The following is a 19013-nucleotide window of genomic DNA, read 5'->3' as shown; positions in this document are numbered from 1 at the left end:
CCTACGGCTGCGAGGCGATGGCCTTCTCGATGGCGGCGGTGAACTCAGGGTCATCCGGCTTGGTCAGGCTGGAGAAACTGGCGACCACATTGCCCTGGCGATCGACCACGTACTTGTAGAAATTCCACTTGGGTGCGCTGCTTTTGGCCGCCAATTCCTTGAACAATGGAATTGCATCGTCGCCCCGAACCGGTTGCGCCTTGGTCATGGTGAAGGTTACGCCATAGTTGGCATAGCAGACCTTGGCGGTCTTTTCGGCGTCGGCGTCTTCCTGCTTGAAGTCGTTGGACGGCACGCCGAGCATCTCCAGGCCCTGGCCGTGGTAGGTCTTGTAAACCCCTTCCAGCCCTTCGAATTGCGGAGCAAAGCCACAATAGCTGGCGGTGTTGACCACTACCAGCGGCTTGCCGGCAAAACGCTCGCACAGGTCGATCTGTTCCTTGCCGCGCAACTCCGGCAGGCTGCCCTCAAGTACTGCCGGGCATTTGCTGTCGGCGGCCTGTGCAGAAACCGCTGCCATCAGGGTGAACAGGGGTACCAGTATCCAGCGTGCACGCATTTTTTCTCTCCCTTGAACCGGCATGTATTTACCAGAGTACTCCTAGCACACGCCCATGCCCAATTGCATCAACGCCAGGCCGCCCTCGTGCCACCCCCACCAGACCAGCCCCAGCAACAGGAGTGCCGCCAGGGCCAGGCCGCCGCGCAACACCAGGCGGTTCATGCCGCTTGCGCCTGCAGTCGCGCCACCGGACGCTCGCGCACCGGCCAGTTGAGTGCGGCTGCCAGCAGGCTGAGCAGAATCGAGATCTGCCAGACCAGGTCGTAGTTGCCGGTCTGGTCGTACACCACACCGCCCAGCCAGCCGCCGAGAAACGCGCCCAACTGGTGGAACAGGAACACGATGCCACCGAGCATCGACAGGTTGCGCACGCCGAACAGAGTGGCCACCGTGCCATTGGTCAGCGGCACCGTCGACAGCCACAGCAAGCCCATGGCAATACCAAAGAGGTAAGCGCTGATCTGGGTGGCCGGCGCCCAGAGAAACAGCACGATCACCACCGCGCGCAGCAAATAGAGCGCAGTGAGCAAACGCGGCTTGGACATCCGCCCGCCGAGCCAGCCGGCGGTATAGGTACCGACGATATTGAACAGCCCCACCAACGCCAGCACGGTGGTGCCAATGGTGGCCGGCAAGTGCTGGTCGACCAGGTAGGCCGGCAGATGCACGCCGATGAACACCACCTGGAAGCCACAGACGAAAAAGCCCAGGGCCAGCAACCAGAAGCCCGAGTGCGTGCAGGCTTCACGCAATGCCTGGCCCAGGCTTTGCTCGGCACCATGGCTGGGCAGCGGCCGGTCCTTGAGCAAGCCAACCAGCGGCACGATAAACGCGACCAGCAGACCCAGTACCAACAGCGCTGCCGACCAGCCCAGCCAGCCGATCAGGCCCAACGTACCCGGCAGCATGGCGAACTGGCCGAAAGAACCTGCAGCGCTGGCGATACCCATGGCCATGCTGCGCTTCTCGGCCGGTACGGCGCGGCCGACCACGCCGAGGATCACCGAAAACGAGGTGCCGGAAAGACCGATGCCAATCAGCAGACCAGCACTGAGCGACAACGTCAGAGCCGAATCGGACATGCCCATCAACATCAGGCCGGTGGCATAGAGAATGCCGCCGACGATCACCACCTTGGCCGCACCCAGGCGGTCGGCCAGGGCCCCGGCAAAGGGCTGCGCCAGGCCCCAGATGAGGTTTTGCAAGGCAATGGCGAAGGCGAAGACTTCACGCCCCCAGCCGAAATCGGCACTCATGGGCGCCAGGAACAGACCAAAGCCATGCCGCACGCCCAATGAGAGCGCGAGGATCAATGCCGCCCCCAATAGAATCCAACCGCTGGTTCGCCATACCGATGTCATTGTTGTTTTCTCCACAGCACCGCAAGGTTTACGGGTATATACCCGCTTTAGTCGAAAAATATCAGGCCAACAGCGCTAGCAGGCGAACCAGTTCATCGCGCTGCCCTTCACCCAGGGTTGTCACCAGGCGGGTCTGGGCTTGCTCCCAGGCCGGTTCGGCTTCGCGCAAGCGGGTTTTCCCCTGTTCGGTCAGCAGCACCAGGCGATTGCGCAGGTCGCGCCCCTCGGCCAACGCCACCAGCCCTTCGGCTTCCAGTACCCGCAGGTTGCGCCCCAGCGTGCTGCGATCCAGGCCCATGGCTTCGGCCAGGGTCGAAATGCTCGGCTGGTCGAGGCGGCGCAAGTGCCGCAGCAAGGAAAACTGCGCGACATTGATCCCGAAGCCTTCGAGGGCCTCGTCGTAATGCCGGCTGACCCCACGGGCAGCTCGACGCAGGTGGGTGCAAATGCATTCACTGGTCAACATGGATATGTGTATATACCCGCATATTTCTCGACGCAAGCATTTCCTGCCTCGACTAGGGCTGAAGACGCTTGCGGATGGGTTCGAATTCGGCGGTGGACTGGCGTTCAATCGGGTCCGGCTGCCCTTGCTCTATTGCCCGCCAATAAGCCCAGGGCACCTTGGCGCTGCCCAGTTCGTAGTCCATGCCGTCCCAGCTGTCTTCTCGGAAGCTGTAGAAGGCCCAGTGCAGGTTTGCCCGTTGAAGGGTGGTCAGCACGTCTTCAAGGTACTGCCGACACCCTGGCAGGCGGCGCATGCAGCCAAACTCACCAGCCACCAGCCGGCTGGTCGGCAGCTGCTGCGCACGGGCCCACTGTAACGGGCTGTGCAGATACGCCTCGACCCTCTCGCTGTCCCACACTTGCTGCTGCCCGGCAAACTTCACCGGCCCGGGATAGGCATAGGGTTTGGCGCGGCTCATGTTGGGGGCGCTGGTCGCCTCATAAGGCTCGTACATGTGGAAGCTGTACAGCATCCGCGCATCCGTCAGCGCAGCCGGCCAGTAGGCAAAGGCATCGGCGGCGGCATACCAGCCGGCATCGACCATCACCGGCGTCAACATGTCCACTTCACGGATGGCCGCGATAACCCGGGTGTAAAACGCTGGCAGGTCACGCGCACCACCCTGTTGCTGCTGGTACCAGGCACGCATGTCGGCAACCGGCGCATGTTCGGCAAGCCCGGCCCTCTTCTCCGGCGCCGGTTCGTTGATCAGGTTGTAGGCGGCAATGGCCGGGTGATCCTTGAGCGCGCTGGCCAGATCGCGCCAGAACGCCGCCGATTGCGTCCACCAGGCCTTGTCCTGCCAGAGACGGTCGTCAAAACGATCGTGATTGTTCTGTGCCCAGCGCATGCCCGGCAACGACAGCGGTGCAATGACCACCTTGAGCCCGGCAGCCTGGGCAGCATCGAGCACCGCGCGTAGCTGTATCAGATCGTCGGCGGCCAACCCGGTGTAGCCATCGGCATCGCCCAGGAGGAAATCGCGACCGGCTGGCTGCCACTTGTCATAGGACAGGCGCACCCAGGTCGCACCGTAGTCTTTGAGCGCCTGGAAGTACGCCTGATCAGGCGGCAGGCGGTTGAAGCTGTTGCCGCCGTGACGGGGTGCATCCCAGAACGTGATCAGGTCGGCAGCGCCGGCACTGCCATGAACACTGAGCAGGGCCAGCAGCCCGGCTTGCAATACTCGCTTCACGTGACATCCCCCGACAAAAGAAGGCGAAGGATACGCCTCACTTTGCCCGGGAAAAGGACGCGATGATTGCCGGGAGTTACAACGCCAGGCTGAGTAAAACCGCCAGTTCCAGCAGTTCCAGGAGCGCGCCTGCGGTGTCGCCCGTGGTGCCGCCCAACCGCTGAATCATCACGCGACGCAAACAGAAAAAGGCTACCACCACGACGACCAATAAATACACGCCTTGCAGACCTGCCAGACACACGCTCAGGACGCAGCTGGCGAGCAGCACCCAGGCGGCGCTGCGCCGCGGTAGATGATCGGCCAGGGCCTGGCCCAGTCCGCCTGCCCGCACATAAGGGGTGGAGAGGAACAGCCCCAGCAACGCCGCGCGGCCCAGTAGCGGTGCGAGGATCAGCAACAACCCCTGCCCGCGCTCCACCAGCACCAGCAAGGCACAGAACTTGAGCAGCAATACCAGCACCAGCGTGACCACAGCAATCGGCCCGCTGCGGGGGTCTTTCATGATCTCGAGGGTGCGCTCACGGTCGCCAAAGCCGCCTAGCCAGGCATCGGCACTGTCGGCCAGGCCGTCCAGGTGCAGGCCACCGCTGAGCACCACCCAGGCACTGAGCAGCAACGCGGCATGCAACAACAGCGGGCTGCCGCTGAGCAGCGCATTCAACCCCCACAGCAACACGCCGAACAGCACGCCAACCAGTGGATAGAACAACAACGAGCGCCCCATCTGTTCAGGCGCCGGCATCCCCGGCAAGCGCACCGGCAAGCTGCTGAGAAACTGCAAGGCAATCCAGAACGGCAGCATCTCAGCAGACTTCCCGCAGGTTGCCGTCGGCGAGCACCTCAAGGCGGCACAACGCCCCATGCCCCACCTCGACCTGCAGCAACTGCTCACGAGGCAGGCCTCTGGCGCGCGCCAGCAGCAGACGCATCACGCCACCATGGGTGACCACTAACAAGTGCTTGCCCACGTGCTGCCGATGCACCTCGGCAATGGCTTGCAGCACTCGCCGGGAGAAGTCGATCACGGCTTCGCCACCCGGCGGGGTGAAAGCATAGGGATCCGACCAGAACTGCCCCAGTTGCTGTTCATGGGTGAGCATCAACTCGGCGGCACTGCGACCTTCCCACTCGCCAAAATGCAGTTCTTCAAGACCAGGGACCAGCTGTACCGCCAGGCCGGTTTGCTCGCCGAGTCGTCGGGCAAAATGCGCGCAGCGCTGCAACGGAGAACTGACCAGACCCTCCCAGGGCCCGGCCGTGTCCACAGCAGCCTGCATCTGCGCCCAGCCTTTGGCCGTCAGCGCATCGTCCAGGCTGCCACGCAGGCCGCCACCCAGTTCGGTTTCACCGTGACGCAGCAGGTCGAGGATCATGCCGGTCGATCCGCTACTGCGGCTTCGGCGAAGGTTGCCATCTGCCCGTGCAGGTCGCAGGCCAGACGCAACACCGGAACTGCCAGCGCCGCCCCGCTGCCCTCCCCCAGGCGCAAGCCGAGCGCCAGCACCGGCTCGGCATCCAGCTCGTCCAGCAATCTGCGGTGCCCGGGTTCGGCGCCACAGTGACCGAACAGCAGCCAGTCACGGCAGCCCGGATTGATCCGCACCGCCACCAGCGCGGCGACGCTGCAGATAAAACCATCGACCAGCACCGCGATGCCCGCCTGGGCACAGCCCAGATACGCCCCCACCAAGGCGGCAATTTCAAAGCCGCCAAAGCAGAACAAGCGTTGCACAGGGTCCGCAGGCAGGTCGGCGTGCAGCGCCAAGGCACGCTCGATGACCGCCGCCTTGTGGCGCACCCCATCAGGGTCCAGGCCGGTTCCCGGCCCACTGAGTTCCGCCGCCGGGCAAGTGAGCAAGGCACAGGCCAGAGCGCTGGCAGCCGTGGTGTTGCCAATGCCCATCTCGCCGCCAATAAACAGCTGGGCGCCGCTGGCCGCTGCGCGCACTGCGCTGTCGCGGCCGCCCTGCAATGCCTGCAACCCCTGCGCCCAGGTCATCGCCGGGGTCTGGGCAAAGTTCGCCGTACCAGGCCCCACCCGCAGGTGGCGTACCCCCGGCAGGTTCAGCTGCGGATCAACCGTGCCGAGGTCTACCACCTCCAACTGGGCATCCAGCTGCCGCGCCAGCACACTGATCGCAGCACCACCGCTGACGAAGTTATGCAGCATCTGCCCGGTCACGGCCTGGGGATAGGCGGAAATGCCTTCGGCGACCACGCCATGGTCGCCCGCGAAAATCGCAATGTGCACCTGGTCAAGGCGCGGCTTGAGCTGCCGCTGCAGGCCGGCAAGCTGCACGGCAATCTGCTCCAGACGCCCCAGCGAACCGGCCGGTTTGGTCAGTTGCTGCTGGCGCGCCAAGGCCTGGTCTCGGGCGGCCTGATCAACGGGACGGCAGGCTTCAAGCCACCAGGTCTGACTCATGGTGCGTTTCCTTTGAGAGTAAGGGGCAAGCCGGCGACGGTGAGCACCACGCGCTGACAACGCTCGGCAATCGCCTGGTGCAGCCAACCGGCTTCGTCGACATAGCGGCGGGTCAACTCGCCCATGGGCACCACGCCCAGGCCGGTCTCGTTACTGACCAGAACGATTTCACCCGGCAGCGCCGCCAGGCACTCGAGCAGCGCCGTGCGCTCGGCGTTCAGCCGTTCGGGGTCATTGAGCATCAACAGGTTGGTCAGCCACAGGGTCAGGCAGTCGACCAGCAGGCAGCGGTCGGCGCTGGCATTGGCGCGCAGGGTCCGGGCCAGCGCCAACGGTTCTTCAATCAAGCCCCACTGAGCCGGGCGGCGCTCGCGGTGCAGTTGCACCCGCGCATTCATCTCGCCGTCCAGAGGTTCGCTGGTGGCGATGTAGGTGACCGCCAGGCCACTGCGTTCGGCCAGCTGTTCAGCCAGGCGGCTCTTGCCGGAGCGGGCACCACCGAGTATCAGGTTGATCATCTCAATTGAGCTCGCACAGTTGGCGCAAACGCGCGGTGTCCAGGTGCTGCTCGACCAGGTCGGCGAGGCGCTCGATGTCGCGTTCGCGCAGCGCGTGGTAATCGACGTGCTCGACCTCGTGCAAACCGGCCCAGCGCAACAAGGCGGCACATGCCTGCGGCGACTCGAACAGGCCATGCAGGTAAGTCGCCATGATCTGTCCGTCGGCGCTGACCGCGCCGTCAGCGCGCCCGTCCGCCAGTTGCACGGCCGGACACGCCAGAGCCGGGCCTTGGCTCACCCCGGCATGAATTTCGTAACCGCTGATCGGGGCCTGCTCCAGTTGCAGGGTTCCGGCCACATTGCGTAACTGTTTGTCGGCTTCCAGTACGGTAGTGAATTCAAGCAGGCCCAGCCCTTCGCTGCTGCCTGCCGCACCTTCGAGCCCCAGCGGATCGTCCACACGCTGGCCAAGCATCTGCAGACCACCGCAGATACCCAGAACTTTGCCGCCGTAGCGCAAGTGGCGGCTGATGGCCTGGTCCCAGCCACGGGCGCGCAGTTGCGCCAGATCGCCGCGCACGCTCTTGGAGCCGGGCAGGATGATCAGGTCCGCTGGCGGGATAGGTTCGCCCGGGCCGATGAACTGCAGGTCGACCTGCGGGTGCAGGCGCAGCGGGTCGAAATCGGTGTGGTTACTGATGCGCGGCAACACCGGCACAATCACTTTGAGTGCCCGCGCCGCCTTGTCGCCCTGGCGCTGATCGATGCCGTCTTCGGCTTCCAGGTGCAGGTCCATCACATAGGGGAGCACGCCCAGTACCGGCTTGCCGGTCCGTGCTTCCAGCCAGTCCAGGCCCGGCTGCAGCAAGGCGATATCGCCGCGGAAACGGTTGATGACAAAGCCATTGACCCGCGCCTGTTCACTGGCTGAAAGCAGTTCCAGAGTCCCGACCAGGTGAGCGAACACCCCACCACGGTTGATGTCGGCAATCAGGATCACCGGGCAGTCCACCGCCTCGGCAAAGCCCATGTTGGCAATGTCGCCGGCACGCAGGTTGATCTCGGCCGGCGAGCCTGCGCCCTCAACCATTACCACCGGGTACTGCGCGCTCAGGCGCTGGTGAGAGTCGAGTACCGCTTGCATGGCGATGGTCTTGTAATCGTGGTACGCCACCGCATTCATGCTGGTCACGGCACGGCCATGGACAATGACCTGAGCACCGGTGTCGCTGTTGGGTTTGAGCAACACCGGGTTCATGTCGGTGTGCGGTGCCAGGCGCGCCGCCTGTGCCTGTACAGCCTGGGCCCGACCGATCTCGCCGCCATCGGCAGTCACGGCACTGTTGAGCGCCATGTTTTGCGGTTTGAAGGGCACCACGGCCACGCCCTGACGCAGCAGCCAGCGGCACAAGGCGGTTACCAGGGTGCTTTTGCCGGCATCGGAGGTGGTGCCCTGCACCATCAGGGTACTCATAGGGTTTCCTTGCGGTAATCGTTGAAGGCCTGGGCCAGGCGCTGAAAATCCTGCTCGCTGGCCGGCAGGCCAAAACGCAGGCTGGCAGGCTGATTGAACATCCGCAGCAAAATGCCACGCCGCGCCATGAATTCATGCAGGCGCATGGCCTGATCTGTAACCAGGTACTGGAACAGATCGCAGCCGCCGGTCGGGGTGAAACCGGCGCCTGTCATGAGGCTGGCAAGGCGTTGGCTGGCCTCGGCACAACGTGCGATCTGGCGTTGCTGTGCGGCGCTGTCGAGCAGGCAGCTCTGGCCGAGGATGCGGGTCGGTCCGCTGACGGTCCACGGGCCCAGCAGCTCGGCCAGGCGTTGCAACAGCTCGGCTTCGGCCAGGACAAACCCCAGGCGCACGCCGGCCAGGCCAAAGAACTTGCCGAACGAGCGCAGCACGATCAGCCCCGGTTGGCCTGCCTGGGCGCCAATGCTGAACTGCGGGGTGTTGTCCATGAACGCTTCGTCCACCAGCAACCAGGCGCCGCGCCGGGCCAACCGGGCATGCCAGCCCAACAACTGGTCTGCCTTGAGCAGGCTACCCGTAGGGTTGTTGGGGTTGACCACCACGAGTGCATCAAGGCTGTCGAGAAGCCCTTCGACCTGATCAGGGTTCAGTTCCAGCACCCGGTGCCCGGCACGCCGCCAGCCTTCGGCGTGCTCGGCATAACAGGGTGAAAGTACCCCCACCGTGCCGCGCGCGCGCAATTGCGGCAAGGCCTGGATCGCCGCCTGCGAACCGGCCACCGGCAACACCTGCCGTGCCTGGTAATACTGGACGGCGGCCTGCTCCAGGCCGTCGTCGGTTTCGGGCAAGCGCGCCCAGGCCTGCTCCGGAATGGGCGGAATGGCAAACGACCAGGGCGCTATGCCACTGGACAGGTCCAGCCACTGCGCCCTGGGGATAGCGTACTGCTGCACTGCGCGCTGCAGGCGTCCACCGTGCTCAAGCATAAAGTTCAGCCCCCAAACACAACAGCAGCAACCATAGCCACACGCCTTGGCAGACCAGGCGCCAGCCGCGCTCGATGGACTGGGCATCCGCCGCCGGGCCTTTGCCCAGTTGCGGTCGTTCGTGCAGCTCGCCGTGATACACCGCTGCGCCGCCCAGTTCCACACCCAGGGCACCGGCGCCGGCGGCCATGACCGGACCGGCATTGGGGCTGTCCCACAGGGGGGCCTGACGGCGCCAGCAATTCAGCGCCAGGCGGGTTTTGCCAAGCAACGCATAGGTCAACGCCACCAGCCGCGCAGGCAGGTAATTGAGCACATCATCGATACGCGCAGCGGCCCAGCCGAAACGCTCGAAACGTTCGTTGCGATAGCCCCACATGGCATCCAGGGTGTTGCTCAGTCGATAAAGCACCACCCCCGGCGCCCCGGCCACGACAAACCAGAACAGTGCGGCAAACACGGCATCGCTGCCGTTTTCCAGCACCGACTCGGTCGCTGCCCGGGCCACGGCCGTTTCGTCCAGCTCGCGGGTTTCGCGGCTGACCAGAAAGCCCACGCGACGACGGGCTTCGTCCAGATCGCCCTGGCGCAGCGCATCTGCCACTGGCGTCACGTGTTCACCCAGGCTGCGCAGGCCCAACGCGCAGTACAAGGCCAATACTTCGACCAACCAACCAATATAGGGCAGCCACGACAGCAACGTCGCCAGCAAGGTCAGCGGGATCACTGCGAGGAACCAGGCTGTCACGCCGTGGCTGCGCCAGCCGCGACCGCCGGCGTTGAAACGCTGCTCCAGACGCCCGGCCAGACGGCCAAAGGCGACCAGCGGGTGCCGACGCTGGGGCTCGCCCCACAACGCATCGAGCGCTACGCCAGCCACAGTCAGCAACGCCACACTCATCAGGACTCTCCCCACTGGTTTTCAAACAGCATGTCGCTCAACGGACGCTCGCTGGCCCAGCCTTCCAGGGCCAGCATCGGCGCCGGATAAAATGCCTCGACCGGGCCCAGGCAGAGGATCGCCAGCGGCTTGGCACCGGTCGGCATACCCAAAAGGTCCGCCAGTGCCTGGGGATCGAAAAGCGAGACCCAGCCCATGCCCAGGCCTTCGGCGCGGGCCGCCAGCCAGAGGTTCTGAATGGCGCAGGACAACGACGCCAGATCCATCTCCGGCAAGGTGCGGCGGCCGAAAATGTGCTTTTCGCGATCGTCCATCAAGGCCGCCACCAGCACTTCGGCGCAGTCATTGATGCCTTCGACCTTGAGCTTCATGAAATCGTCCGAACGCTCGCCCAAGGCGTGCGCAGTACGCAGCCGCTCGGCCTCAACCAGCGCCTGGATATGGCCGCGCAGCTTGAAGTCGGTAATACGGATAAAGCGCCAGGGCTGCATCAAACCGACGCTGGGCGCCTGATGTGCAGCGCCCAGCAAGCGCGCGAGCAGTTCGGGGGCCACCTCGCCCTTGACGAAATGGCGCATGTCGCGACGTTCGCCAATCGCCCGGTAAACCGCCGCGCGCTCGGCGTCAGTGAAAGCCAGCTCGCTCATGGTGCCAATAGCGCCGCCGCCGCGTGGGGGTTGGAAGCAAAATAGAAATGCACGTAAGACGCCGTCAGTCGGCCACAGCGATAGACTGCTTCGGCGCCCCGCCCGCCATTGGGGCTGTGCCCCCGGGCAATCGGCTCAAGGGCTGTCTGGGTCAAGGAGTGGTGGTAGGTGTGCCCGCGCAAGGTGCCTTCTGGCAGGTCAACCGCTTGCAGGGCCAACGCCGCCAGGCGTTTCTGCATCACTGCCTCGCCTTCAAGCAGGCCCAGCAACTCGGCTCGCTCACCGGCGACATCGGTCAGGGCATCAAGCAGATAAAGCATACCGCCACACTCGGCGAGCAATGGCTTGCCGGCCTGGTGATGGACACGGATCGCACTGAGCATCGGCGCGTTGGCTGCAAGTGCCTGATGGTGCAGCTCCGGATACCCTCCGGGCAGATACAGGCTGTCAGCCTGCGGCAATTCGCGGTCGTGCAGCGGCGAAAAGAACGCAAGCTCCGCGCCCATGCTGCGCAACAGGTCAAGGTTGGCGCCATAGGTAAAGGCAAAGGCTTCATCCCGGGCCACGGCGATTTTCACGCCGTCGAGAATGGGCTCGATGGCCTGCGCCGTCGGCGCCGCAAAGGCCACCGCAGGCGGTAAGGAAGACTCGCAGCTGGCGCCCAGCGCAGCTGCAGCCGCATCCAGGCGAACATCCAGGTCGTTGAGTTCGCTGGCCTGCACCAGGCCCAGGTGCCGGCTGGGCAATTCGATGCCGGTTTCCCGCGACAGGCCGCCATACCAGCGCAGCCCTTCGGTCAGGCTACCTTCAAGCAGCTGGGCGTGGCGCAGGGTGCCAACGCGGTTGGCCAGTACCCCGGCAAAGGGCAGATCGGGCTGATAGCGAGCCAACCCCAGCGCCAGGGCGCCGAAGGTCTGGGCCATGGCCGTGCCGTCGATCACGGCCAGCACCGGTACATTGAAGTGACGGGCCAGGTCGGCACTCGACGGCGTACCGTCGAACAACCCCATCACCCCTTCAATCAGGATAAGGTCGGCCTCACCCGCCGCCTCCCAGAGCAGCCGCCGGCTTTCCTGCTCGCCGACCATCCACAAGTCCAGCTGGTACACCGGCGCACCGCTGGCGCGCTCAAGGATCATCGGATCAAGAAAGTCCGGGCCACACTTGAAGACCCTGACTTTGCGCCCGAGGTTACGGTGCAAACGCGCCAACGCCGCCGTTACCGTGGTCTTGCCCTGCCCTGAAGCCGGGGCGGCAATCAGGACTGCCGGGCAGTGCCGCGTAGCGGTCATAGCTCAACGCCCTTCTGGGCGCGGATGCCGGCCTGGAACGCGTGCTTGATCATGCCCATTTCCGTGACGGTGTCGGCCAGCTCGATCATTTCATCCTTGGCGCCGCGGCCAGTGACAATCACGTGCTGCATTGGCGGGCGGGCCTGCAGGTCGCTGAGCACTTGTTCGAGGTCTAGGTAGCCATGCTTGAGGGCAATGTTCAGCTCATCGAGCACCACGAAGGTGATCGCCGGGTCTTGCAGCAACTGGCGGGACACCGCCCAGGCTGCCTCGGCCGCGGCGATATCGCGTTGGCGGTCCTGGGTTTCCCAGGTAAAGCCTTCGCCCATCACGTGATAGCGCACCTGCTCGGGAAAGCGCCGGAAAAACAGCTCTTCGCCGGTGCTGTTGCGCCCCTTGATGAACTGCACCACGCCGCACTGCATACCGTGGCCCATGGCCCGGGCAAGCATGCCGAACGCGGAGCTGCTCTTGCCTTTGCCGTTACCGCTGAGCACCAGCAGCAAGCCGCACTCGTTGGGCGCGTTGGCAATACGTTCGTCGATTACTGCTTTTTTGCGCAGCATACGTGCCAGGTGACGTTCGTCACGCTCGGTGGATTCAGTCATCGCAGTCTCCGCACAGCACTGTCGGCCACTCCGCAACGAGCGTAGCAGCGCCGGGCTGCACAGGGTTCGCGGCAAAAAGTGGGCAACAGATGAATGGATTAGGCAGACGGAGAAACGCGCAGGGCTGCGGCACAGGCCGAAGTAACCGCGCATCACCCTCCGTGATGCCGTTGGCTGATTCAGGCCGGTCTCCGGGCTTGTGAGCGGGGCCATCAACACCCGGGTCGCGCGCCTTCCCGGGAGTTGCTTCCCAGTGGCCATGCGCGACCTTGACTCACCTACCGTTGCGGGGGCAGCGCCGGATTTACGTACCATTGCACGTTCACCGGCTTCCCTGTTTCACCCTGCCAGACCATCGTCCACAGAGCACCTGAAACAAGTCGCGAAGGTTAGAGGGTTGCACCCGGAGCGTCAATGAAAGGCGCAGTGCTGGCCTGGATCAATGGCGTGTTTGTCATCTTGTGTCACCTTGGCATCGGTGATATCAAATAGCCATAACCCGGCTATTCTCGATTACAACGATAAAGGAGAGAGCGGCATGCAAGGTCTGATCATCAATAACGCACGCCTGGAGTTTCTACGCCCGGCCCTGGAGCGCTGGGTCGAATGCATCGACCGCTTCAACCAGACCCTGGGCGATGGCGAGGCACCTTATTGGCACGGCGCCCAGGCCAATCTGAGCCTGTTATCTGCCGCGGCCTGGCAAGCGGAACTGGTGACCCTGCAACACCATCAAAGCAGCAAGCAGCGTGAAGAAGGCGACCGAGAAGGCCGCTGCGACCTCTACATCGCCAACCGCGAAGAAGCCGCCTACCTGCAAGCCAGCCAGCGCTGGCCACGCATCGCCCGCCTGGACCTGAGCAATGCCCTGCAGGAAACCGCCCTCGCCGCCCGTCAGGTCGCCGCCGCCAGCCAGCTCAAGGTTGCTGCCCTGTTCGCCAGCCCGTGGAAGGCCGGGCAGCACGCCAGCCCCGAGGAGCTCCAGGATCTGGTGGACGACCTGCAGAAGCACACGGCCTGTGCCATTGCCTGGTACTTCCCCTATGCCTACCGCAAGCTGCATAACGAGGCCGGTCAATACCACCCCGGCGTCGCCCTGCTACTCAAACAGGCCTGAACGAGGGAACCTCTCGTGCACCGCGCCTCTCTACGCTAAACAGTGGTCAGGGTTGCAAGGGGTACGATATGGGCAGGAACCGGTTTGCCTTATTGATGGCGCTCGTCGCCGGACTGAGCGGTTGCGGTGAAAATGCCCGGCTGGAGGTCAGCGACGGCTACGGCCCGACGCCACAATTGCCGGAGCCCAACCCGACGCTGATCCCCACCGTAAATATCGCCCAGGCCATCGGCTGGCCTCAGGGCTCCAAGCCGGTGGCTGCATCCGGCACTCAGGTAGCGGCGTTTGCCCAAGGCCTGGACCACCCGCGTTGGCTCTATGTACTGCCCAATGGCGATGTACTGGTTGCTGAAACCAACGCACCACCGAAACCGGAAGATGGCAAAGGCATCCGTGGCTGGGTCATGGGCAAGGCCATGAACCGCGCCGGTGCAGCGGTGCCCAGTGCCAACCGCATCAGCCTGCTGCGCGACAGTGACCATGACGGCGTGGCCGAAACCCGCACCACCTTTATCGAACACCTCAACTCGCCATTCGGCATGGCCCTGGTCGGCAACGACTTTTATGTTGCCGACACCGATCGCCTGCTGCGCTTTCGCTACCAGCCAGGTGCAACCTCAATCCGGGGGCCCGGCACTGTGGTGGCTGAACTGCCCGGCGGCCCGCTGAACCATCATTGGACCAAGAACGTGATTGCCAGCCGTGACGGCAAGAAGCTCTACGTTACCGTGGGCTCAAACAGTAACGTTGGCGAAAACGGCATGGAACAGGAAAAAGGCCGCGCGGCGATCTGGGAAATCGATGCCGCCAGCGGCCAGCAGCGCCTTTTCGCTTCAGGCTTGCGCAACCCCAACGGTATGGCCTGGGAACCGCATACCGGGCAGCTATGGACTGCCGTGAACGAACGTGACGAAATCGGTAGTGATCTGGTGCCCGACTACATTACCTCGGTCAGGGACGGTGGCTTTTATGGCTGGCCCTACAGCTATTTTGGCCAGCATGTCGACCAACGCGTCAGCCCGCAGGACCCGCAACGGGTCGCCAAGGCGATTTCCCCCGACTACGCGGTGGGGCCGCATACCGCGTCTCTGGGCCTGACCTTTGCCGAGCCCGGGGTGTTGCCGCCACCCTTTGAGCAAGGTGCACTCATTGGCCAGCACGGTTCCTGGAACCGCAAGCCACACAGCGGCTACAAAGTGATCTTCGTGCCGTTCAGTACGGCCGGAAAACCCGCTGGCAAGCCCATTGACCTGCTGACCGGTTTTCTCGACGACGAGGGTAAAGCCAGGGGCCGGCCGGTGGGCGTGATCAACGATCAGCGTGGTGGCTTGCTGGTGGCCGATGATGTCGGCAATACGATCTGGCGGGTCACCAAGGCGAAATAGCCCCGGTACATCCCTACAGCTTGCGACAAAGCGTCAAACCATCGCCAATGGGCAACATCGACAGATCCACCCGCGGGTCGTCCTTGAGCTTCAGGTTCAGCGCCTGGATCGCTCGCGTGTCGTCACTGTCAGGCTGCACTTGCAACACCCGCCCGCTCCACAGGGTATTGTCGAACAGCAGCAGCCCGCCCGTGCGCAACAAGCGCAGCGATTCTTCCAGGTACTGTGGATAGTTGGCCTTGTCAGCGTCAATGAAGATCAGGTCGTAGCGCGCTGACGGCAACGTCGCCAAGGTCTGCAAGGCCGGCGCCAGGCGCAGTTCGATGCGCTCTGCCACCCCGGCCTCGCGCCAGTAGCGCCAGGCAACGGCGTTATAGCTTCCTTCCAGGTCACAACACAGCACCTGCCCGCGCTCCATGGCTTGCGCCATGCACAGTGCGCTGTAACCGGTGAACGTGCCGACTTCGATCACCCGTTGCGCACCGATCAGGCGCACCAACAGGGCCAATAGCTGCCCCTGCTCCGGCGCTACCTGCCAGCGCGCCTCGGGCAATGCCTGGGTTTCGGCGCGCAAACGGGCCAGCAACGGTGACTCACGTAGAGACACCGCCTGCAGGTAGTGGTAGAGCGCATCGTCGAGGTAGAGCGTTTGTGCCGTCATCGCCTACCTCGCAAGGTCAGGGGTTACGCGCCAGGTGCGTCGGCGCCAGCACGCGCTTGGCGTTCAGGTAGGTTTTGTTCCAGTAGCTGTTGGACAGGTAGTCCAGACGCACGGTTCCACCTGCAGACGGCGCATGCACAAAGCGCCCCTCGCCCACGTAGATGCCTGCATGGCTGACCTGCGAACCGCCATTGGTCGCGAAGAACACCAGATCACCCGATTGCAGGGCGTTGCGGTCGATGCTCGGGGTACGCAGCGTGATCATTTCACGGGTGGTACGCGGCAGCGAAATACCTGCCGAGTCGCGATAGACATAGCCGATCAAGCCGCTGCAATCAAAGCCCGAGTCCGGCGTGTTGCCGCCCCAGCGATAAGGCGTACCCACCAGGCCCAGGGCGCGAAACAGCACATCTTCAGCAACGGGATTGAAATACACCTGAGGCGCCATGACCACCGGCTCGACCACCTTCGGTGGTGTCGGGGCATGACTTGAGCAGGCACCGAGCAGTGCCAGCAGGGAAAATAGAGCGAAGCGCGCCTTCATCGCCATGGTCAGAACATCCTGTCTGAGGCCGTCCGGCGGTTGGGCCGGAAATAGTTGAGAATTTAGATTAGACGCTTTCTGTAAACACGCACGGCGACGAGCTTTTCAGCTACGTCGCCGTGGTACCGCAAAGGGCAAGATCAGTTACGCGAAATGGTGGTCGCGGTCGGTGCCATGGCCAATGCGCGTTTGGCTTCGATAAAGGTCTTGCTCCAGTAGCGATCACCGAGCTTGTCGATGCGCACGCCACCGCTGCGGCGGCTGCTGGAGTGAATGAACTGATCGTCGCCCAGGTAGATACCGGCGTGACTGACACGACCGCGACCGTTGGTGCTGAAGAACAGCAGGTCGCCCGGTTTGAGGTTGTTTCGTGCAACCAGCGGGGCATCCACGTTGATCATTTCGCGGGTCGAGCGCGGCAGGTTCATGCCCGCCTCTTCACGGAACAGGTAACCGATGAAACCGCTGCAGTCAAAGCCGGACTTCTCGGAGGTACCACCAAAACGGTAACGGGTACCGATCAGCGACATGCCACGTTCGAGAATGTTGTCAGCCAGGGCTGGGAGTTGGTAAGGCTTGCTGCTGGCAAAGGCCTGCAGGTCGTCTTCGGTGGCCATTTCTTCCTCAAACACCAGATGGGTGGAGGACGATGCCGATGCCTGGGAGGCAACCGAATGTGGGTCCTGCTGTTGCGATACAGGGCTATGAGCCGCGCAGCCAAAAAGCAGGGTAACCAGTGCGAGGGGCACGAGGGGTGCGAAGCGCTTTAGCATGGGCACGACCGTGTCTGGAATTTATTGAGTGGGAAACTATGCCTTCTATCGGTTCGATTTGCAAATTCAATCGAAAAAAATGTGACTTTTATGTGCCGAGGCTCTAGTACCTGCGTTACCAGCCCAACGTTTCTTTCAAAAACGGGATGGTGAGCTTGCGTTGAGCCTGCAACGAAGCCTGATCGAGACGCTCGAGCAAATCGAACAGTGCGCTCATGCTGCGCGTGCCGCGAGTGAGGATGAAGTGCCCGACCTCGTCAGTCAGGTGCAAGCCACGGCGCGAGGCGCGCAATTGCAGGGCGCGCAGCTTGTCTTCGTCGGACAGAGCGCGCATCTGGAAAATCAGCGCCAGGGTCAGGCGCGACTTGAGGTCAGCCAGTTTGATCGGCAGCTCGCGGGGTGAACTGGAGGCGGCCAGGAGCAAGCGACGGCCGCTGTCGCGCAGGCGGTTGAACAGATGGAACATCGCCTCTTCCCACTCGGGCTTGCCGGCAATCACATGCAAGTCATCGAGGCAGACCAGTTCGTACTGTTCCAGGTTGTCCAGCAACTCGACGCCGCGGTCGAGCAACTGCGCCAGCGGCAGGTAAACGGCAGGCTCGCCCAATTGCTCGAAACGCAGGCACGCGGCCTGCAGCAGGTGGGTCCGGCCGACGCCCTGCTTGCCCCACAGGTAAATCAGGCTTTCGGTCCAGCCGGCGTCGGCTTCGCAGAGTCGCTCGACGTAGCCCAAAGCGGCGGCGTTGGCACCCGGGTAGTAGTTGATGAAGGTGGCGTCGTCACGCAGACGCACACCCAAGGGCAACTGGATCGGTTTCATGCTGGCTGGGCAGTTCCGAAGAACCGCAAGGGGCCTTTAGTGAAAAGTCTGCAAAGTTTATACCCGTGGCGCCGGTCGCACAATCGGCGCGGACCACAAGTAAAATCAAAGGCTTGCATCGGGGTGTCGGAAACGATGCAAGCCTTTGGCCATTAACCTAGAGATCGGGGTCGATCTCTCCGGCATACATGTCCGACTCTTTATAGAGGTCATGGACATGGCGCAGCAACACCATGATCACCGCTGCCACAGGCAGCGCCAGCAACACGCCGGTAAACCCGAACAGTTCACCACCGGCAAGAATCGCGAAAATCACCGCCACCGGGTGCAGACCGATGCGATCCCCCACCAGCAACGGTGTGAGCACCATGCCCTCCAGAGCCTGGCCAACCATGAACACCGCCGCGATACCCAACAGCGGATACGGATCGCCGCCAAACTGGAACAGCCCGGCAATCATTGCTGCGCCAATACCAATGATGAAGCCCATGTACGGCACGATCGCCGCCAGGCCCGCCAACAGGCCGATCAGCAAGCCGAGCTCAAGGCCCACCAGCATCAGGCCCGAGGCATAGATCACGCCCAGCGCCAGCATCACCAGCAATTGCCCGCGCACGAAGGCACCGAGCACCTCATGGCATTCACCGGCCAGCGCCACCACCCGCTCCTCGCGCTGACGCGGCAACAGGCCACGGATCTTGGCCATCATCAGGTCCCAGTCACGCAGCAGATAGAAGCTCACCACCGGAATCAGCACCAGATTGGCCAACCAGCCCAGCAGGGCCAGGCCGGAAGCCGTGGCCTGCGACAGGATCACGCCAACGATATCGGTGGTCTGGCCCATGTGGGCGCTGATGCCCGCCTTGATCTTGTCGAACTTCCAGAACCCTTCGGCCAGGCCCAAACGCGCCTGCACCCAGGGCAAGGCCTCATGCTGCAGCCAATCGAGCATCTGCGGCGCCAGCTCATAGAGGCGCATCAGTTGCTTGGCAAGCATGGGCACCAGCACCAGCAGCAACAGCGTCAGCACCAGGGTAAACAGGGCAAACACCACCACTACCCCCCAGGTGCGAGACAACCCGGCACGCTCCAGCCGATCGACCAGCGGGTCGGCCAGGTAGGCCAGCAGGATGCCAACCAGAAACGGTGAAAGGATCGGGTGCAGCGCGTACAGCAGCGCGGCGCACAGCAGTGCCACCGCGCCCCACACCCAACGACGCATATCGGTCATGTACAACTCCAGGCCAG

At 63.5% G+C, this 19013-nt stretch carries 22 protein-coding genes and 1 riboswitch; of the genes, 2 read left to right on the top strand and 20 right to left on the bottom strand.

From position 1 onward, the window contains the following. Nucleotide 1 precedes the first annotated feature (1 nt). From DM813_RS15270 to cobO, 15 genes are all read right to left on the bottom strand, one after another. Entirely contained in the window at nucleotides 2–559 is a 558-nt protein-coding gene (locus tag DM813_RS15270; RefSeq protein WP_128324232.1) for a glutathione peroxidase, read from the bottom strand. A 42-nt stretch (nucleotides 560–601) separates the two neighbouring features. Next, entirely contained in the window at nucleotides 602–724 is a 123-nt protein-coding gene (locus tag DM813_RS28795; protein ID WP_277750110.1) for a hypothetical protein, read from the bottom strand. After that, a complete protein-coding gene (locus DM813_RS15265; protein WP_128324231.1) occupies nucleotides 721–1923 on the bottom strand; it encodes an MFS transporter in 1203 nt (400 codons plus the stop codon). The genes DM813_RS28795 and DM813_RS15265 overlap by 4 nt, the downstream gene beginning before the upstream one ends. Nucleotides 1924–1984: 61 nt before the next feature. After that, nucleotides 1985–2389 carry a MarR family winged helix-turn-helix transcriptional regulator gene (locus DM813_RS15260; RefSeq protein WP_128324230.1) on the bottom strand — a complete coding sequence of 135 codons (405 nt, stop codon included), beginning with the start codon at nucleotides 2387–2389 and terminating at the stop codon, nucleotides 1985–1987. Between the two features lie 52 nt (nucleotides 2390–2441). Next, a complete protein-coding gene (locus tag DM813_RS15255; RefSeq protein ID WP_128324249.1) occupies nucleotides 2442–3554 on the bottom strand; it encodes a glycoside hydrolase family 5 protein in 1113 nt (370 codons plus the stop codon). A 148-nt stretch (nucleotides 3555–3702) separates the two neighbouring features. Further along, nucleotides 3703–4431, bottom strand: a complete 729-nt coding sequence (locus tag DM813_RS15250) for an adenosylcobinamide-GDP ribazoletransferase (RefSeq protein WP_128324229.1) — start codon at nucleotides 4429–4431, stop codon at nucleotides 3703–3705. A 1-nt stretch (nucleotide 4432) separates the two neighbouring features. Next, the gene (gene cobC, locus DM813_RS15245; RefSeq protein ID WP_128324228.1) at nucleotides 4433–5002 is read right to left on the bottom strand and encodes an alpha-ribazole phosphatase family protein; all 570 of its coding nucleotides are present in this window, start codon (nucleotides 5000–5002) and stop codon (nucleotides 4433–4435) included. Next, entirely contained in the window at nucleotides 4999–6054 is a 1056-nt protein-coding gene (gene cobT / locus DM813_RS15240; protein WP_128324227.1) for a nicotinate-nucleotide--dimethylbenzimidazole phosphoribosyltransferase, read from the bottom strand. The genes cobC and cobT overlap by 4 nt, the downstream gene beginning before the upstream one ends. Then, nucleotides 6051–6572, bottom strand: coding sequence for a bifunctional adenosylcobinamide kinase/adenosylcobinamide-phosphate guanylyltransferase (gene cobU, locus DM813_RS15235; RefSeq protein ID WP_128324226.1), 522 nt, complete (start codon nucleotides 6570–6572; stop codon nucleotides 6051–6053). The genes cobT and cobU overlap by 4 nt, the downstream gene beginning before the upstream one ends. Before the next feature lies 1 nt (nucleotide 6573). After that, nucleotides 6574–8028 carry a cobyric acid synthase gene (locus DM813_RS15230; RefSeq protein WP_128324225.1) on the bottom strand — a complete coding sequence of 485 codons (1455 nt, stop codon included), beginning with the start codon at nucleotides 8026–8028 and terminating at the stop codon, nucleotides 6574–6576. Beyond that, nucleotides 8025–9017, bottom strand: coding sequence for a threonine-phosphate decarboxylase CobD (cobD, locus tag DM813_RS15225; RefSeq protein WP_128324224.1), 993 nt, complete (start codon nucleotides 9015–9017; stop codon nucleotides 8025–8027). The genes DM813_RS15230 and cobD overlap by 4 nt, the downstream gene beginning before the upstream one ends. Then, complete coding sequence (gene cbiB, locus DM813_RS15220; RefSeq protein ID WP_128324223.1) at nucleotides 9010–9918, bottom strand: adenosylcobinamide-phosphate synthase CbiB; 909 nt, start codon at nucleotides 9916–9918, stop codon at nucleotides 9010–9012. Before cbiB ends, cobD begins: the two co-directional genes overlap by 8 nt. Further along, entirely contained in the window at nucleotides 9918–10565 is a 648-nt protein-coding gene (gene bluB / locus DM813_RS15215; protein WP_128324222.1) for a 5,6-dimethylbenzimidazole synthase, read from the bottom strand. Before bluB ends, cbiB begins: the two co-directional genes overlap by 1 nt. Continuing rightward, a complete protein-coding gene (locus DM813_RS15210) occupies nucleotides 10562–11857 on the bottom strand; it encodes a cobyrinate a,c-diamide synthase (protein ID WP_128324221.1) in 1296 nt (431 codons plus the stop codon). Before DM813_RS15210 ends, bluB begins: the two co-directional genes overlap by 4 nt. Further along, nucleotides 11854–12465, bottom strand: a complete 612-nt coding sequence (cobO, locus tag DM813_RS15205; protein ID WP_128324220.1) for a cob(I)yrinic acid a,c-diamide adenosyltransferase — start codon at nucleotides 12463–12465, stop codon at nucleotides 11854–11856. Before cobO ends, DM813_RS15210 begins: the two co-directional genes overlap by 4 nt. 165 nt (nucleotides 12466–12630) lie before the next feature. After that, a riboswitch (cobalamin riboswitch) is annotated at nucleotides 12631–12854 on the bottom strand. 149 nt (nucleotides 12855–13003) lie between these two features. Here cobO and DM813_RS15200 point away from each other — a divergent pair. Together DM813_RS15200 and DM813_RS15195 are read left to right on the top strand one after the other, a co-directional pair. Continuing rightward, on the top strand, nucleotides 13004–13582 hold the full coding sequence (locus tag DM813_RS15200) for a hypothetical protein (protein WP_128324219.1): 579 nt from the start codon (nucleotides 13004–13006) through the stop codon (nucleotides 13580–13582). Between the two features lie 68 nt (nucleotides 13583–13650). After that, nucleotides 13651–14967 (top strand): PQQ-dependent sugar dehydrogenase, encoded by a 1317-nt coding sequence (locus DM813_RS15195; RefSeq protein WP_128324218.1) that lies wholly within the window; start codon nucleotides 13651–13653, stop codon nucleotides 14965–14967. A 13-nt stretch (nucleotides 14968–14980) separates the two neighbouring features. On the opposite strand, the gene DM813_RS15190 is transcribed toward DM813_RS15195, so the two are convergent. The 5 genes from DM813_RS15190 to DM813_RS15170 form a co-directional block, all read right to left on the bottom strand. Continuing rightward, entirely contained in the window at nucleotides 14981–15628 is a 648-nt protein-coding gene (locus tag DM813_RS15190; RefSeq protein ID WP_128324217.1) for an O-methyltransferase, read from the bottom strand. A 16-nt stretch (nucleotides 15629–15644) separates the two neighbouring features. Next, nucleotides 15645–16178, bottom strand: coding sequence for a C40 family peptidase (locus tag DM813_RS15185; RefSeq protein ID WP_128324216.1), 534 nt, complete (start codon nucleotides 16176–16178; stop codon nucleotides 15645–15647). A 134-nt stretch (nucleotides 16179–16312) separates the two neighbouring features. Beyond that, nucleotides 16313–16945, bottom strand: coding sequence for a C40 family peptidase (locus DM813_RS15180; protein WP_128324215.1), 633 nt, complete (start codon nucleotides 16943–16945; stop codon nucleotides 16313–16315). Nucleotides 16946–17060: 115 nt separating this feature from the next. Then, nucleotides 17061–17765: a DnaA regulatory inactivator Hda gene (gene hda, locus DM813_RS15175; protein ID WP_010220358.1), complete on the bottom strand. Its 705-nt coding sequence runs from the start codon at nucleotides 17763–17765 to the stop codon at nucleotides 17061–17063. Between the two features lie 157 nt (nucleotides 17766–17922). Beyond that, the gene (locus DM813_RS15170) at nucleotides 17923–18996 is read right to left on the bottom strand and encodes an AI-2E family transporter (RefSeq protein WP_128324214.1); all 1074 of its coding nucleotides are present in this window, start codon (nucleotides 18994–18996) and stop codon (nucleotides 17923–17925) included. Nucleotides 18997–19013: the final 17 nt, after the last annotated feature.

The sequence above is a fragment of the Pseudomonas alkylphenolica genome, assembly GCF_004025535.1.
Taxonomy (GTDB): Bacteria; Pseudomonadota; Gammaproteobacteria; order Pseudomonadales; family Pseudomonadaceae; genus Aquipseudomonas; species Aquipseudomonas alkylphenolica_A.
The sequence above is the reverse complement of the archived record's forward strand: the minus strand, read 5'-3'. Positions and strand labels throughout refer to the sequence as shown.